The organism is Leptospira weilii serovar Ranarum str. ICFT, from assembly GCF_000332415.1.
In the GTDB taxonomy this organism is placed as follows: domain Bacteria; phylum Spirochaetota; class Leptospiria; order Leptospirales; family Leptospiraceae; genus Leptospira; species Leptospira weilii_A.
In genome coordinates this window covers 83,118-100,329 of record NZ_AOHC02000026.1, presented here as the reverse complement: position 1 = coordinate 100,329, position 17,212 = coordinate 83,118, and the positions used below count along the sequence as shown (strand labels likewise).

The 17,212-nt window shown below is 42.7% G+C and carries 13 protein-coding genes; 5 read left to right on the top strand and 8 right to left on the bottom strand.

Annotated features, from left to right (window positions below; translation table 11 throughout):
* Positions 1-4: 4 nt before the first annotated feature.
* Positions 5-2,695: a CRISPR-associated helicase/endonuclease Cas3 gene (locus LEP1GSC060_RS08315; RefSeq protein WP_003001266.1), complete on the bottom strand. Its 2,691-nt coding sequence runs from the start codon at positions 2,693-2,695 to the stop codon at positions 5-7.
* A 1,704-nt stretch (positions 2,696-4,399) separates the two neighbouring features.
* The gene (locus LEP1GSC060_RS08310; RefSeq protein WP_003001052.1) at positions 4,400-5,386 is read right to left on the bottom strand and encodes a hypothetical protein; all 987 of its coding nucleotides are present in this window, start codon (positions 5,384-5,386) and stop codon (positions 4,400-4,402) included.
* Between the two features lie 451 nt (positions 5,387-5,837).
* Between LEP1GSC060_RS08310 and LEP1GSC060_RS08305 the strand changes: the two genes are divergently transcribed.
* Positions 5,838-6,359, top strand: a complete 522-nt coding sequence (locus LEP1GSC060_RS08305; RefSeq protein WP_003000842.1) for a type VI secretion system tube protein Hcp — start codon at positions 5,838-5,840, stop codon at positions 6,357-6,359.
* 175 nt (positions 6,360-6,534) lie between these two features.
* On the opposite strand, the gene LEP1GSC060_RS08300 is transcribed toward LEP1GSC060_RS08305, so the two are convergent.
* From LEP1GSC060_RS08300 to LEP1GSC060_RS08280, 5 genes are read right to left on the bottom strand one after another with little or no spacing between them, the layout of a single operon-like run.
* The gene (locus tag LEP1GSC060_RS08300; RefSeq protein WP_003000927.1) at positions 6,535-7,557 is read right to left on the bottom strand and encodes a lysylphosphatidylglycerol synthase transmembrane domain-containing protein; all 1,023 of its coding nucleotides are present in this window, start codon (positions 7,555-7,557) and stop codon (positions 6,535-6,537) included.
* Positions 7,558-7,572: 15 nt separating this feature from the next.
* Positions 7,573-7,923, bottom strand: coding sequence for a histidine triad nucleotide-binding protein (locus LEP1GSC060_RS08295; protein ID WP_003000883.1), 351 nt, complete (start codon positions 7,921-7,923; stop codon positions 7,573-7,575).
* Positions 7,920-8,816: an ROK family protein gene (locus LEP1GSC060_RS08290; protein WP_003000794.1), complete on the bottom strand. Its 897-nt coding sequence runs from the start codon at positions 8,814-8,816 to the stop codon at positions 7,920-7,922. Before LEP1GSC060_RS08290 ends, LEP1GSC060_RS08295 begins: the two co-directional genes overlap by 4 nt.
* Entirely contained in the window at positions 8,813-9,478 is a 666-nt protein-coding gene (locus LEP1GSC060_RS08285; protein WP_003000984.1) for an ABC transporter ATP-binding protein, read from the bottom strand. Before LEP1GSC060_RS08285 ends, LEP1GSC060_RS08290 begins: the two co-directional genes overlap by 4 nt.
* On the bottom strand, positions 9,475-9,999 hold the full coding sequence (locus LEP1GSC060_RS08280) for a hypothetical protein (protein WP_003000851.1): 525 nt from the start codon (positions 9,997-9,999) through the stop codon (positions 9,475-9,477). Before LEP1GSC060_RS08280 ends, LEP1GSC060_RS08285 begins: the two co-directional genes overlap by 4 nt.
* A 114-nt stretch (positions 10,000-10,113) precedes the next feature.
* Here LEP1GSC060_RS08280 and LEP1GSC060_RS08275 point away from each other — a divergent pair, with 114 nt between their 5' ends.
* The 4 genes from LEP1GSC060_RS08275 to LEP1GSC060_RS08260 all read left to right on the top strand — a co-directional run bounded on the left by LEP1GSC060_RS08275 (position 10,114) and on the right by LEP1GSC060_RS08260 (position 15,421).
* Entirely contained in the window at positions 10,114-11,685 is a 1,572-nt protein-coding gene (locus LEP1GSC060_RS08275) for a tetratricopeptide repeat protein (RefSeq protein ID WP_003001106.1), read from the top strand.
* A gap of 218 nt (positions 11,686-11,903) precedes the next feature.
* Positions 11,904-12,506, top strand: coding sequence for a hypothetical protein (locus LEP1GSC060_RS08270; protein WP_003000932.1), 603 nt, complete (start codon positions 11,904-11,906; stop codon positions 12,504-12,506).
* Positions 12,482-14,224, top strand: a complete 1,743-nt coding sequence (locus tag LEP1GSC060_RS08265; RefSeq protein WP_003001315.1) for a TolC family protein — start codon at positions 12,482-12,484, stop codon at positions 14,222-14,224. Before LEP1GSC060_RS08270 ends, LEP1GSC060_RS08265 begins: the two co-directional genes overlap by 25 nt.
* 15 nt (positions 14,225-14,239) lie before the next feature.
* Entirely contained in the window at positions 14,240-15,421 is a 1,182-nt protein-coding gene (locus LEP1GSC060_RS08260; RefSeq protein ID WP_003000956.1) for an efflux RND transporter periplasmic adaptor subunit, read from the top strand.
* Positions 15,422-15,707: 286 nt separating this feature from the next.
* On the opposite strand, the gene LEP1GSC060_RS08255 is transcribed toward LEP1GSC060_RS08260, so the two are convergent.
* A complete protein-coding gene (locus LEP1GSC060_RS08255) occupies positions 15,708-17,114 on the bottom strand; it encodes an OmpP1/FadL family transporter (protein ID WP_003001309.1) in 1,407 nt (468 codons plus the stop codon).
* Between the last annotated feature and the right edge of the window lie 98 nt (positions 17,115-17,212).

Genomic DNA, 17,212 nt, shown 5'->3' with positions numbered 1-17,212 from the left:
TCTCCTAAGTATTACTTTTATACACAATTCCAAGTTCTTTATGATAACTAATTTCTAACGAACCGATCGTAGTTTTATTATTTTCTAAGATTAATGGATAACAATTTCTAAGAAGTGCGTTTTCCTTCCAATTCTCGGGGATCTTTTTATTTGATATTTCTTTTACGATATCTTTTCTGCTTAAATTCAAAGAGCGCATAAATATTTTCTTAGCTAAATCAGATTGAATTTCAGAAATAAAATCGATTTCCGTTTTGTAATCTAAATGGATTTTATTTTCTTTCTGAAAAATCGGAATCACCGTTATACTCCGATCACCTTTTCGCGTCTTTGCGATAAATAGAGGATGAACGTTTAAATCATCGTCTTCTTCTTGTTTCAATTGTGGTGGAGTTTTCCAGGAACCGTCAAAAGGAGAACCGATGACCGTGTGAATGGCATTTGATTTGTCCTCGTCCGAAGTTTTATTCATTTTCTCTTTACTTTTTTCTAATTCATTTAAAAGTTCTTTGGGAACTTTGAATTCCAATGTTTCACCATAAACGGTTTCCACTAACGAATCTATTTCATCCGGTAAATGAATCGTTGTTTCGTTCTGCAAAATCCACCAAGTTTTCAAAAGGATGTGTCTTTCGTAAACGTAATCCCAATATAAAGGTTTTCCGAAACCAAGTGAGCCTATTTGAATGTTTAGTCCGGAAATATAAAGAGTCGGGATAGAATGTGAAAATCTATTCTCTCTTTTGTGTCTATGCAATCTACCGGCACGTTGTAAAATTAAATCGATGGGCGCAAGATCGGAAACCATTACATCGAAATCTATATCCAAACTTTGTTCAACTACCTGTGTTGCTATCAGTATCGCTTTCTTTGGTCTTTGTTCGAATGAATCCTTCCCGAAGTTTTTTAAAATATCGTTTTCTTTTCCTGTTCTTTCCTCTGCCGGAAATCGCGCGTGGAATAAAAATAGCTCGATATCGGATGATTTCATTTCACTTAAACATGAGTAGATATCCTGTGCTCGTTGAACTGTATTTACAATACACACGGCACAACCCCCGTCTCCGACAAGTTTTAATAAAAGGTCGGATAAATCGTTTATATCGGTAGGCGCCGATTTAAGTTGCAGTTCCATTTTTCGATCCGGGTTTTTGGGGATAGAGATGGAATGGGATTCGGTTTCTCCGTTATTCAGATAAGTTATTCTTGGATATTCCGCATAATTCATATTCTCCGCTCCGAAAGAGCGTAACAAAGAATCCTTTTTATTCTTTGGCAGCGTGGCGCTCATAAGAATAACAGAAGAACCTAATGCAAAAAACCATTCGATTAAAGCTTCAATTAGAGTTGAGGTGTACATATCGTAGGCGTGAATTTCGTCTAAAACAATTATCCGATTTCCTAAACCCCAAATTCTGACAAATTGATGTTTAACATTCATTACGGATAATAAAGCTTGGTCGACGGTGCCGACGCCGTAATCGGAAAGCAGCGCGCGTTTTTTATGAGTAAACCATTCCTCTGCCAAAACATTAGCCGACTTAGAATTTGTAGAATAAATACCTCTCATTTTTAATTTTGTGAAGTTATCATTTAAAAACGATGCGCCATGTAGCAGTTGTAGATCCAAAGGATGTGGATGTTTCATACTTTCTAAAAATTCCGAAACCCTCCTGAACATGGAATTGCCTGTGGCTTGTGTAGGAAGAGCAACATATAAACCTCTATGTTGGAGTTGCTCTTGTAATCTTAGATGTGCGTATAACGCAGCTTCCGTTTTTCCTTCGCCCATAGGAGCTTCGATCAAAATGAGAATCGGTTTTTTTACGTTATCTACGATAGTCGCCATTAGCGATTGGAGCGGACGAGGCGGAAAAGAAAAAACATCTTCAAATTTTATCGTCGTCTTTTGTAAAGAAACTCTGTTGTGCCAACCAATGGAGTCCAATGCCGTTTTGACTTTCTCTATTCGTGCATTCGCATAGTATTCACTTAAACTTTTATCCGAACTTCTATCGTACTTAAAATAGTCCGTATTGGAACCGATCCAGTCCGAAAAACAGGCTAACCCGGCTAATCGCATAAAACCGCCCGGATGTAAGGATTCAAGCGCCGGTATGGAATCCAAATTTACTTGGAACACATCCAATAAAGATTGAATTAAAACGTTTCTAATTTCCAGCCAGTTTGCTTCACCTTCTTCTTCAAGGGAAATTCCGCGTAGTTTATTTGCGTTTGTTCTATGACCATGATGGATACCGACGGCCTCCGCAATCAATTTAGCGGCTTCAAACTTCCAACCATAATTTAACAAAGTCTCTTTAAGTAATTTTACAGATAATTCACCATGTGAGATCGGAGATTTTGTTTTCCATCTTAGTAGAGTATTTTTACCGATTGTTAAATTTATTTTCTCCAGTTGAGGTAATCGTTCTTCAACTTTATACTGAAAAGCCGGAGTCGCTTTTCCTAAATCATGAAGGCCGACAAAAAATAGAATCCATCTTTTTGCATCTTCCCACGAAAGACAGTAATCCTCCGCATAAAGTTGTCGTGTTCTTTCCGGTTCTCGTTCTAAAACCTCTTCCGCCACCGCGGCGACATCCAACATATGATATGCCAAAGGATGCCAGTCGGATGCGTCGCGCCTCGCCGCTTTTCCCCAGAGTTGTAGATGCGGAAAAGAATTTGTCATACGATCTTTTGGAAGAAATCGTTTTTCATTGTGCTCATATTTTTCGTTTCTATCCTACGAACGGGCATTGCTTCAAAGAGGAATTTCCATTCTAACCTTTCTTTTATTCTTGAAATTTTCATTTATAAGATATTTCTTTTACCCATGCACGTATTGACGGTCGTGCGGACCGCCAATACAATTTTTCGCATATTCGTAAAAGCCAGGTGGTTACTCCATCTGGCTTTCTAACCACGCTTGTTTGTTGTCGTTTGATTCGAATCGATTCGTAATATAACGTGAGTTTGATGTAAGAAAATTTGGGCGAATCCAGCCCTTGCATGCCAGGGCTGGACCGCGCTTTTCGCTCCAATTCCTTCGGAATTTCCACTACAATCGCTTTCGCATTGGTTATACCGAACTCACGTTAATATACGGTTACACACGATGTGAATCCGAACGATACGATACTCGACGTTTTAACGTAAATTGACATTCCAGAACCATCTCCTCAATGACCTCTGAAGTTGCGTTCGGCGACGACCAGTTATCATTCGGATTGCAGGGCCCCAGGATTTCTCCATTGCTGCTGCCTTTTTTGGTTTTCGTAATTTTTTTGGTCATATGACCTCCATTGGACCAAATATATGGAGTAAGATTTCTTCGTCAATAAAAACAAAGAGTGTAGCTGTGCCAAAATTTTAATATTAATTTGAAAAATAAAAGAAGGCTGCTTCCATTGGATTGTTTTTTAAGTTGGGTTCAGGGAATCCGACAGGGTTGGGCAATATATTTTCCCTCATTTTAGGGGGGTTGGACCGAGTGTGGCTGTACCAGAAATGCTCGAAAACTCATTTTCCCCACATACGCGGGGTTTCTTTTGTCTGCCTGTCGGATGGTTCCCGGTTTTTTAATCATAGTTTTTTCACTGTAGTAAAATCTCATTCCATTTCCGTAATTCTTTCCGAGTGATATTGAACTTTGCAAAGAATCGGAGAATTGAAAAGTCACAATTTCCTTCCCCCGCAAATTCGCAGAAATATATTTAGAACATTAATAAAATTGCAAATCGACGTCGGCTCATTGACTTTTTCCGTCTTCCGTATATCGAGATTGAAATCGACTTGGATTGGATTTTACTGAAGGAAATAATTAAAAAATAGAATATATGAATTTTCGAAAAGTAAAAATTACGAATTTAGTAAATTCTACTATACTGATAGATTTAAAAATTTTTAGCGATTGAATCTTGCCGTTGGCTCAAAAGTAGGATTGGATTGAATAAAATCCGTTGCGAATTTATTTCAAGTTATAGGTTGATTCTCAAGTCATCGTTACTGTGAGCGCTTTCACAAAGGATCTCGTTGCAGGTCGCTCTGCGGGTCACAAATAACAATCGCTTTCGCATTGGTTACGCCGAACTCGCGTTAAATTAAATTGCAATCGGACGGAGGATCCCTGCAAACTAAAATTGGAGAATTATTTTTTAGCGAAGATGGAACTCTGCGTTTGCACTTTTGATTTGGAAAGTTTGCAGGGAGCTTTTCTACAATGTGCAATTCAAGTTTTGTGATAGTTCCCATATTTTACGGAAGAACTCAAGGTCTGTGATAGTTCTCACTTTTAAAGAACTTGTGGATAAGGTTATAACATCGCATTGAAAGCCGAAAGTTCTTAGGAATTTTTGCTACGGCGCTATCGGGGATTATGGAAGGAAAAAGAATATTAAGGATCGTACCAAGGGTTTTTACAATTCGGTCCTTCGTAGTAGGCGCAGGCAAGATTTTTAGAAAAATTTCCGAACATTTGAAACGGAAACGTAAGGACATCTAGAATCAAAGCGGGAGGAATCAGTAAAACAAGCCCGCCGTTGAATAAAAACCGAGAAGGATAATAAATTTTTTTTTCTTTCGTATGCAATTCAATCTCTCTGAGTTTTGAATTTTGATTCATAAATAAAGGAGTAAAGTCCGTAAGAAAAACGGGGCGAGCGCCGCCGTTCAAATTTACTTCTACAATCCTTTCCGAATTGAATGGTATTTTATTTAGTTTTCTGATCGGTTTTGAATTGGCGGAGTTAACGCCCGTCCATTGAAAGTTTCTTTTTTCTTGAGCGTAGAAAAATTCCGTAATGAGTTCTTCTCCCAGATAAACTAAGATGGATTGATTGTCCGATTCAAAATACGAAAACCTGTCAAAATTCTTGAGAATCTTTTCTTCGAACGATTTTTTTGAGTAGTAGGGATCGAAATGATAGTCGCTGAATATTAAGTTTCCTTCATTTCTTTTTGATGTTAGGTTTTCTAAAAAAGAATTTTGTAAATCCAGGTAATCGTATTTAGGCGAATATTTTTTTTGTAATTCTTTATCGTAAACGAGAAAATAACTTTTAAGAACGGATCTTATAATCGGAATCTTCTTGAATATTTTATCTTTCTCTAATTCGCAGGTATCTTTTAATTCTAAAACCTTATGTTCATAAGAATTTTCAAACGGATCCTGAAAACAATACGTTTTCGCAATCATTTCTCCGTTACAGAAATCGAACTCCGCATGCAGTATTAGAGTCGAATTTTGATAGGACCATTGACGCGGATTGAATCTACAAACTTCCGTTTCTTTCGTATCCGAAACAGAAGTTATCCTCTTGATAATTCCGTAACTAAAACAGGAATTGAAAATTAAAACCCAGAGGATCAAACGAAGTTTCATTCTTTCAAATTGCCAAATAAATTCATTGAATCAAGCTTTTTAAAGACGGAAGTTTTTTAAACGTACGAAATCGTAAATAGACTTGTTGAAAAAATTTACAATTTTTATTATCAAATCGTTTGAATGAAATAGGAATCGTAAAAAATTAATTTTCCGATAATTCTAAAGATGTTTAGAGTTTGTCCGCCAACCGTCCGATTTTATCGGAATGGCCGCGAATCTCTGCGATTGTTTTGAGTTTTGGGACAGGCTCTGATTTCATTCCAAGATTGGTTTTATTTTAAAAGTTCGTTTGAAAAATCAAATTGCGAAACCGACCGGGAATAAGATCGTGGTTTCGAGATTTTGTCGGAAACTCCGATTGCTAAAAGGACAGACGTAAAAAACGTTCGAGAGCGAATCTTTCTCTTCTCTTCAAATCTATAAAAGAATAACTTTTTTGGAGAAAAAAATGTTCAAGAAATTTTGTTTCCTAATCGCGATCCTCTTGATTCTACCGTTGTATGCGGAAGATATCGACCAGACCAATAAGATGATCGTAAAAGTTGTGGATCCCTCGCAACAAAAGGAAGGTGATAAGATACAGTTTGAAGCTCTATCGTTTAGCCATGGAGTATCCATGCCCCTTACTTCGGACGGACCTAGTTACCGTCCGGTTTACCAAGATTACACTCTTACAAAGTATTTGGATCTACACTCCGCCTATTGGATGGAACGTTGTGCGGGCGGCGGTTTGATTCCCGAAGTCATTTTAACCTACTATCGAAGAAATAAGGCTGCGACGAATTACAAAGCGATGGAGGTTCATCTCACGAACGTAATCGTGTCGAGCTTTAGCACAGGCGGGGGCGGCGATCAGCCGTTGGAAACGGTGACATTTAGTTTTGAATCGATTCGGTATTCGGTGAGCGTTCCATCCTCAACCGGAAAATTGGATACGAAAACGTTTGTAGGCAAGGTTCCGAAAAACTGAATCGGAATTAAGAACGAACTTCATCGAATGCGAGCGGGTTCCACTGGATTTGGATTCGCTCACTTCATCATACGAGACCGTACGAATTACAAAAATCTTTAACGGATCGATGAAATCGCTCGGGATATCCGAACCGGGATCGTTGCAAGTTGAGTCTCACGTTTATGAGAAATCGTTACGTCGTCTCTTCTCCGGAACTTTCCTCTTCGATCACTTCCGATTCTTTGAGAGAAAATTCCGCTTTACTTAATCCGCGTTTTCTTCTGTCCACGATCCAGTATAAATAAAGAATCACGGCAAACACACTCTGTAAAATGAACTGCGCGAGATGTACGGTCGTCGCATAGAACAAACCTTCGGAGGCTTTTCTACCCATGAGAACGAAGGAAGAAGTGACCGAAGCGTGAAACACACCCGCGCCCGAAGGAGCGGAAGGAACCATCACGCCGACCGCGCCCGCAAACATGATGAGTACGATCCCGGCGTAACTCATCTCAATGCCGACTAACTTGAGTAGAATTCCGTAACTGAGAGCGTATCCGATCGACCAAGTAAACGCGGTCAGAACGGCGGGAAGAATGAATCTTTTGAGAACTAAAAAACTTCCGAGGTCGCGGATATAATGCGAAAGTTTGTGCAAGAACCATTCTTTTTTACCGAAAAGACCCGCGGCCCAAGCAAGAATGGAAATGATCGTATCGTTTAAAAATCGAACGGCGATCAACCCTAAAAAAATTCCGGCGAGCACAAGAGAGGACACGATCAGGAAAGAATCGCTGCTTTCGTCCTTGATTCCCAAAAACATCAGAGCGCAGATTCCCGCGGAAAATATAAAAGAAAAATCCAATACTTTTTCGATAAAAAGCGCCGTAACGAGCGTGGGATATGGAAGCGACGATTCTTTTTTACAAAAGTATAAACGGAAGATGTCTCCGCCTCTCGCGGGAAGAAACATATTCGCTCCCACTCCGATAAAGGAGGAAAGGAGCGCATAACGGAAGCGGATTTGTTTTCCCATAAGAAGATGCCATCTCCAGGAAAAAAGGATCAAACCCCAAGCGGAAGAGAGACAAAACGGAATGAGATAGACGGGTTCCCAACGTTCCCGAATCCGTGCGAACTCGCTCAGATCCAATTTTGAAAATAAAAATCCGAGGGCGGCTACGCTGACTACGGTTCCGAATAAAATTCGTTTCAATGAAAAACTCCTGGTTCAACCCGGCGGCCAACGCAGTTGGCGTTCCGCTAAAAGATGAAAGTGAATGTGAAAGACGGTTTGTCCTCCGTTTTTTCCCGTGTTGTTCACGACCCTGTATCCGTTATCGGAAAATCCGAGATTCTTTGCGGTGTCTCTGATTTGAAGCAGAACGTTTCCGAGCAAAGAGGAATCTTCGTTTCCGATTTCGGCGAGAGACGTTATGTGTTTTTTGGGAATAAATACGATATGGACCGGAGCCTGAGGAGAAATATCATGAAACGCTAATATTTCATCGTTTTCAAACGCGATCTTAGAGGGGATTTCCTTACGGACGATCTTGCAGAAAATACAATTGTGTTCGCTCATTCTTGATTCTCCATACAAAACGCAGCCGCGCCTAACGTCCCGGAAACGTTACCTCCGGGCAGAATTTGTGTATAAGTTCTGAAAATCGGAAAGATGATTTCCCGGATTCTTTCTTTCAAAGGATTTCCGAAAAGATCCCAGGACTTTACAAGTCCGCCCGTGAACACGATCTTTTCGGGATTGATCGTATGGATCAGTCCTCTACAAAGTTGAGCGAGGGCTTCGATTCCTTCGTTTAACAAAGTCGAGGCGGCGGATTCTCCTTTTCGATTTTTATCAAAAAATTCTTCCGCGGAACTCAAACCGGTTCCCGTTTTTTCCCGGTATCGATTTAAAAATCCGCTCGCGCTAAAATACGCTTCGGTGCAACCTCTTTGTCCGCAGCCGCAGAGGGAACCGTTGGGAAGATACGTAACGTGTCCCGCTTCCATTCCGCTTCCTTTGTAACCCTGGAACAATTTTCCTTGATAGACCCAACCGCCTCCGAGTCCCGTTCCCAAAGTCAAAATCACCAAACTGGGAGATCCCTTTCCGAGACCGAAACGATATTCGCCTAACGCGGCGAGGTTCGCGTCGTTATTGTAATATACTGGAATTTGAAAGTTCCTTTTTAAAGGAGCGACTAACGCAACATTCTTGAGTAGGGGAAGATTGGCCGATTGGATCAAAATTCCGTTTTCGGAATCGATCGGTCCGGGGCTACCGATCCCAATCGCGGCGAGAGAAGAATCTTTCATCTCGACGACGATGTCACAAAGAGAATCCAAAAATTGTTGTTCGTTCGTTTCCACTCCCGTAGTCCGAGAAGCGCTTTTCAAAACGGTTCCGTCGGGATCTACGAGATTTGCTTTGATACTTCCGGCTCCGATATCGATTCCCAGATAGGATTTCACTTTACCACCCGGGTAAATTCTCCCTCTCTCATTTCATAGATCGTTTTTGCGTCGAATGCCAAATTCATATCATGAGTTACTAATAGAATCGTAAGTCCTCTCGAATTGAAATCGTAGAGTAGGTTGCGTACGAGTTCGCTGTTTTCCGGATCCAAATCCCCGGAAGGTTCGTCCGCGAGTAGAAGTTCGGGTTCGTTGATAAGCGACCTGGCGATCGCGGTCATCTGAATCTGACCGCCGGAAAGTTTACTCGGATAACTTTTGCGAATGGATTCGAGATGAAGACTTTGAATCAGGTATTCGCATTTTTCTTGATATTCTTTTTGACTGAATTTTCCCACGAGAAGCGCGGGGAGCAGAATATTTTCCTCGACGTCCAAGTGAGGAAGTAATTCCGAAAACTGAAAGATGAGACCGATGTTTCTCGCGCGGAAGTTTGCGAGTTCTCCGTTGCTCATATCGCTGACCTTGGTCGTGTCGAAGTAAACTTCTCCCGAGGTGCTGGAAAGCATTCCGGTGATCATGGAAAGTAATGTCGTTTTTCCGGAGCCGGAAGGACCTACGATCGCGACGTAGTCGGATTGATTCATGTCGAAGGAGACTCCGTTTACGGCCCTCGATTTTCCGTATTCTCGGGAAAGATCGTTGATGCGAAGAATCATTTTCCCCTCCGAATCGATCGGTACGGATCCAAATAGGTGAGAATCAAGGACAGAATCGATCCGATTCCGGAGATGAGAGCGATACAAATCGAAAACGCTTTCGCATAATCGAATAAACTCGAACCTTCGGCCACCCAGGGAGGAAAAAAAACGGTTGTGAGCATACTCAAGAAAAATCCGATTCCGTGTAAAATCCAGAGTTCGGCGACTAAAAGGCGAATCGTTCCGACTCGATTTCCCCCGACAGCCATCATAATTCCGGCATCCGAAGTTCTGAGGAGGGTTCTCGTAATCGCCATAAATATCAATCCGGCGGAGCTGAGCCATAAAACCAACTGAGGATAATTCCGGAAGAGTTCGATACTAGAAGAGTTGGAAGGGGCCTTATCCATCCTGAGTAGAAAGATCCCGAAAATCAGAAAAAAACAAAATAAAGCGGAAAATCCTATATGAAGTACACTGATCGTAATATCGCGTTTTACAATGGAGTACGCAAATCTGAAGTAGGTAAGTTTTCCCATCTGGTTTTTGTTTCTACAAAAGGATTGATTTTATCCTAAAATTGGATCCTGCCCGGACCAATTTCCAGGATTTTATCCATTTACCAACCGGAACCTGAAAGAAAAACAAAAAAAATGATCTTCGTCATTCTTGTTGCCATTGGAATCATTCTGATCGTTGCGTTTGGATCCTTTCTGATTCAGACCAAGAAAGACTCTTATGAAAAGGCCCTAGCCCTGGCCGCGATGGGAAATTACGTCGACGCCCGAGCGGTCATTCGGGATGTTTTGGACAATTCTCCCTCGAACGTCCGGGCCCATTATGTGATCGCAAAAATCTACGCGATGGAAGGGGATACGATCAACGAGGCCCGTCATCTTGAGAAAATCAAAAAGATCGGGACTTACGAAAAGGGAATCAACCAGGTCGCCGTTTCCAACCGAATCGCGGATATCTACTACCAACAGGATTTATTCGAAGAAGCTCTGTTTCATTATTTGGATACCGTTACGGTCGATCCGGAAAATCCGGAAGCCAACGTTCGAATCGGGTTTATGGCCCTAGGACAAAAAGAATTTATGATCGCGGATCGGTTCTTAGGTAAGATTGCGGACGATAAAATCAAAATCGCTTCCCTCTTTATCGGTAAGGGTGTGATCTCCGCGATTCTTAGAAAAGGAAACCCGGTCGAATTTTTTGCAAAGGCGTACGATCTCGATCCCTCTTCTCCGGTCGGAGGTTTTTTATACGCTCTCAGTTTGACAAGAGACGGTAAATACGACGAGGCCGTCAAGGTTGCAAACTCCGTTGCGGATCTGGTCGAAGACGATTACATACGTTATACGGTCTTTCAGTTTTTGATGTGTTGTTTTATCCTTCAAAAGAATTTGGGAGAAGGTCTCAAACACGCGAGACTTTGTATGGAGATGGCGAGGACCGGCGGTTGGAAACAGGAGATGATAGACTCCGACGTTCACTTTTCTCTTTTGGCGGTCAAACTCGGTAAACTCGAAGAAGCGAGCGAGTATCTCATCGAAGCGGAGTCCGAAAGAATCGACGACCAAAGAATTTTGGAACTTGCGAACTACAAATTCCAATTGGAAACCAAACGAACCGATCCGAATAAGGCGGCCCAGAATCATTTTTCCTTGGACGACGAGATCGCTAGGATTTTCGGGGAACTTTTTCCCGTGGAACGTTTTTATGAACTCTCCGGACTCAAGTCTTCCAAGTCCTTTCATATCAAGGGGATCTTGGACGATCAAGGGAATAAACTTCTTTCGGACGTTTCTAAAATCGGCGTCGGGGTTATGGATCACTTTCGTCAACTCAAAGGGGTCGAGTTCAAGAATCTCTGCGTTCGAATCGTGACGGCTCTGAATTATACCGTGAGTCGCGAGGTGCCCAACAAAGAAGGGGACGGTCTCAATCTTACGGGTCTGAACAAAGCGGACAAGGAAACTCGCGCTTTATTCAAATTTCGTAAATGGAAGGACGCGAAAATTTCGGATATTTTTCTTCGGGATACGATCGGTCAGTTGAATGAGTTGGGTGTGGATAAGGCTTTTATCATCGGCGACGCGGAGTTTACGGAAGGCGCCAAACGTTTTCTTACGGAGAATGTTTCCTTACTCAATGTGATCGGCGGTAAGGATCTGGAAGAACTTTTGAAAAAAACGCTTCGTCAGGAAACGAAAGGCGGGTAATGTTAGGGTTCAGTGGACAGAATTCAGAAGAATTTTCCTAATAGATGGATTAGACTTTATCAAAGCATGATTTTTCTCTTCTGTAAATTTTCTGAAATCTAATCCCTAAAACCTAACCACTAAAACGGACTGACGCAGAAAAACAAAACTTTGATTCGACTTTCGGATTGATTTTCAGAGATTGGGCGCGTTCCCTGTTTGAGAACCTGGAAATCCGAATGAACCTTCTTTGCAAACGATCCTTTTTCCGAAAAATATGCGGGATCTCCCTCGTTTTCGGACTGATTTTGACCTTTACCTGTAAATCGAGTTCGGAAAGGGAAATGTTCCTTACCGAAACGGACCTAAAATCCCCGGAAATTCGGGCCGGAAAGGTATTTCTTGCGGGTCACACGGGCGATCACTCCAAGGACACGCCCGAAATTCTACAATTGATCAAAACCTTGGTGGAAGATACGATCGGGAAGGATTTTTCCAAACTACCGGATCGGGTTTCTCCGAAAGACGGATTGTTATTGGATCTGAAAGGAATTTGGACCCGGGAAGAAATCAAAAAGGAACTCTCCCAAAAAGGAAATTATTTCGAGACGTATTTTTTCGATCGGGAACTTCTGAAAAAACAAAAGAACTCCGAAAACGTAAGAACGGTTCGGGATTTGTTTTTACTTTCGGGCGGGATCGAGGTCGAGTTTTATTATGAAAGTATGACGGAATGCGAATTGAAACTCGGATTTAAAAATAACATAGAACTGGGAAAGGAGCTTCTCAATCCATACTTTAAGAAAGTGCAGGGGAAATGGTATCTTCACAGAATGTTTTAAAAAATCCGAAAGAAGAATCGTTTTTTGAAAACGAATTCTTCTCTGAGCTAAAAATTTTTCCGAATTCGTATCGGAACGGGATCGGGACGCTCAAGTCCGGGGATCATTCCAAGTTTCGAATATTCTTTTTTGGAAAGTCCGAAAATTGCGACATCCGCAATCTTAGGTTCAAACCCGGAAGGTTCGTAAATGTACTTTTCCTATTCGGTTTTCTCGGATTTGTTTTCCCGCCTTCTCCGATTTATACGGAAGTGATTCCTCTGGAATCCGGGGCCGTCGAGGAAAAGAAAAAGTCGTTCAACGAAAAAAAATCGCAAGGAGACCGAACGCCGACCGGGTTCGACGAAAAGAATTCTTCGATTTTCCAAGAAGAGAAAACACAATCGTCGCAAACGCAAACACAATCGCAATCGTCGCAAACGCAAACGCAAACACAACCGTCGCAAACGCAAACACAATCGCAAAACACGACTAACGCGAATCCGATTTCCTTTACCGGAAAGATCATAGACTGGGACGTGGAAAAGCTGACGGAGTATGCGGTCGCAAACAATCCGCTTTATCTCGCGGAAAAACAAAATATGGGAATCGAAAGGGGAAAGGTGATCACCGCCTCTCTTTATAAAAACCCGGTCGTACAATTCCAACAGCAGTTTATCGGAGTACCGGGAGGAGGACCGTCCGATCCTAATTTTCTCGGCGCCAACAGATCGCAAGGCGGAAGTATGGAACTCGCTCCCGGGCTCTATCAGGATTTGGACATATACGGAGTGGTTTCTCTCAGGTCCAAGGTGGCGAAAAAATCATTCGAAGCGGTTTGGGTAGAATTCGATAATTTCGACAGGCTCTTTCGGCTCAGACTTAGACAGAACTATTGGGCTTATTTATTTCTTACTAATTTAGTAGATTATAATAAAGAATTTTACGAAAATTACAGCGACCTTTTGGAGCTTACGAAATTTCGGGTCGAAAAAGGGGACATCTCTCCTCTGGAATTTGAAAGACTTGAATTGGAAAGGATCCAGGTCGAAAAATTCTATCGGGACGCTCTCGTTCGCAGACAATTCGTGGAAAAGGAACTTCGAATACTTTCCGGAATCCGGGAGGCGGAAGGAATTTTCGCTTTTAAAACGGAAATGAAATTCAAGTCCTTGGAGGATCTCGGACTGAAATTGAAGGAGACGGCTCCCGTCAATCGTCCCGATATCGCCGCACTTGAGGAAAGAGTCAAAGAAAAGAAACTCAACATCGATCTCCAAAGAAGGGAAGCCCTCGGTTATTTACAAGTCGGGGGGGAATGGAGGATCAAGGGCAACGAACACTACGCGGGGGTTTTTGCGACGATCCCTCTTCCCGTAAACGACAGAGGTCAGGGAAAGGTTCTGTCCGCAAAGGAAGAATACAAGAAGTTCGAACTCGCTCTCGAAGCCAAAAAAAGGGAAGTCAACGAAGAGATAGAGGCTTCCAAAAAAGAACTTCTCGCAAGAGAGGAGCTTCTCGCAAAATACGAAAGAATCGATCTATTACAAAAAAATAAACAGTTGGAACAAAAGTCCAGGATCGCCTACGTGCGAGGCGCGTCCGATCAAGTAACCTTCCTACAGGCCGAAAAAAATTACCTTATAGTTCTCAGGGATTACTACGAAGTATTGTATCTTTATTACAACGCGGTCGAAATCTATAAGGCTGCGGTCGGAAAAAAAACGGAGAGGGATTAAACCCCGGAGATTCGTATGATCCATTTCATAAAACGATATAAAACCACATTCGTTCTTCTCGCGATTTTAAGCGCGGGATACTTCGGTTACAAAAAATTCTTTTCCAAAAAGCCGGACGAAAAAAAACAAACCGTCGTCGATAAAAAGAGGTTCAGCGTATCCGAAGAAATATTAAAAAGACATCCGTTGACGTTAGTCGAGCTTAAAGAGGTTTCCGCGTTCGACGAGGTCGCGCTTCCGGGAAGAATTTCCTACGATCCCGAAAGTATGGCGAGAGCCGGTTCCACCGTGGAAGCGAGAGTCAAAAAAGTTCTCGTGAGAGAGGGCGATCGAGTCAGCCAGGGTTCTCCGCTTGCGATTCTTTCCTCCGTGATGCTCGGAGAAGTCGAGGCTTCCTACGTAAAAGCGAGAGCCAGCTTGGAAGCATTGAAATTGCAGGCCGATCGCGCCAAAGAACTCTTCGATATGAAAGTGACTTCCGCGAAAGACTACGAGTTCGCGAACATGCAATACAAAACCGCTAAGACCGAAGTCGAAACGACCCGGATCAAACTCGAAAACTACGGACTCACTCCCGGAGAAATCGCGGGGATTGAAAGAGGCGTTTACGTTTCCTCCAATCTTGTTCTCCGAAGTCCGATCAACGGAGAAGTCACCGAAAGAAAAGCGGTGCAAGGACAACAGGTAACCAGAAACGAGGACTTGTTCACCATCGCCAATCTTACCAATCTGATGGTTTTGCTTGAAGTTTACGAAAAGGATATCGGTTCCATTTCGGAAGGTGCGGATGCGATCGTGTATCCTTTGGGAGATGAAAAATCTCCGGGGATACGAGGAGAGGTCGCGTATGTAGGAACGATTTTGGATAACGTCAAAAGGACCGCAAAACTGAGAATCATGGTTTCCAATCGAAACGGAAAGTTAAAACCCGGCCAGTCCGTGACCGCAAAGGTAAAAGGAATCGTCGCCAATTCGGGGGGAGAACCGAGACACACCGTTCCTCTCGAAGCCGTTCATGAGATAGAAGGAAAGTCCGTCGTGTTTCTTCAAAACGAAGACGGAAGTTTTGAAGCGACCGAAGTGATCACGGCGGATACCGTGGGAGAAGAGATCGTCATCAAGGCCGGTCTCAAAGAAGGGGCTAAGGTCGTTTCGAGAGGATCGTTCATTCTCAAAAGCGAATATTTGAAGTTGTGAAGTTAAACGCAATATAGCCGTTGCATAATATTAAAAATTTATTATGTCTTCCGCAAAAAAGATAAAGTATTGCGATGCTCTTGATTTTTTGCAAAATCATCTTCCGGAAGAATTTACGTTTGAGGAATCCAAAATTTCTACTGGAGGTCACTCCTAAACCCTAGTTCCTAACCCCTAACACCTCGAAGGGAACTCCTGCAAATTTTCTTTCAGGTTTTAGAACTTCCTCTATTTTAGAAACAGATGAAAGAGCCATCGTCGTTAAAACGATGCGCGCGATCTCGCTTCAATCCGATAAAAAACGGGTGGCTCCGAAGTTGATCCCGATCGAATTGAGGGCTTGGCCGCTGTAAGAATATCCCGTTAAGTTTTTTTGGTCGGGTCCGTAAGTTCCGTGGGTGATCGCCCAGTCCGTACCTTTACCGCCTTCGATTTGTTTTCCGGGAAGAAAGTAAGTGGCGCCAAAATCAAAACTCCAGGGTCCGGGCGAGTAACTAAAACCGCCTGCGATCACGTGATTGAGAGTCAACACGATACCCTGCGCTCCGTTCAAACCGTTACCGGAAACCACCGGAGAATTATAACTGTATCCCAAACGATAGATCCATTCCGGCGTGATTTTATGTTCGAGACCGATCAATGCGGCCCATTGATCCCTGTAATTCAAATGTGCGGTAACGTTTGAATTTCTTCCTTGCAGATTCGGATACCAAGGATCCGCCAAATCCTGCCGAATGTTTTTCAAATAAGAACCGTAATTCGTATAAACGAAATCGATCGCTACTTTTAGATTTTCAGGACCGATTGCAAATCCAAGGCCGTGTTTCTCCGGAGTACTGAACTGATAGGACACTCCCGTGGATCGATAACGAGGATCGTCTACGCCGAAAGTATAACTGCCGTCCAATGGAAAACTCGTTTTCGATTGGTATATGTAGGCGATTCTGAGCCAATCCGTAACCGTATAATTCGAACCTAAAATCCCACTCAGTGCGAGAGCGTTTTTTCTACTGTCATAACGAAATCCTTGGCCCGGAATCTCAAAGGTTCCCGAAGCGTCGTAATATTTTACGGTACGACTTTGAGTTCCGTAGTTCAACTCTAACGTAGCGCCTAAGGAAAGATCTCCAAACTTGACGGAAAAACCGTTCACTGCCTTTACGAAAGTCGCTTTGTTTTGGGTGGTTTCTTTGATTCTTTTACCGCTTCCTAAGGCTCCGGGTAGATTGAGTTCACTCCATTGGTTCACCGAATCTCCCGTGGGAGTATTCCGATCGATCTTTTCCGCGGCCCCGTCCACCGCCCCGGATATGTACGTCGCAAATCCATAATCGACTTTATCGGTCACCGGGAGTTTTACCGCAAAGTAGGGCGCGGGGCCTCCTCCGGATCTTGATTTGGAATTCGAGTAATCCAAACTCGGATCCGGATCCAGAAACCGATCTTTGAATTTCACTTGGCCGTAACTGGCTCCTAAACCGAATTCTATTTTTTTTCCTTTTGTTAGGTATAAATTTGCGGGATTGAGGGCGACGTCCATGGGAGAACCGCCTAACGCAAAGTTAACGCCCGCTAAACCTTCGTATCTTGCATTGATCGCGTTTCTGTTGTTACTGGCAACGGCCCAAAGCGAGTGTGAGTGAGTGAGAATTACCAATCCGAGGAAGGTAATTCGATTGAATACGGTTTTCATGGATCTCCTTGGAACTAGCCCTTTGTCGGATCATATGCTTTTTAACGTGAGTTCGATGGTTGAAAATTTGGGCGAATCCAGCCCCGGCGCTGCGATCC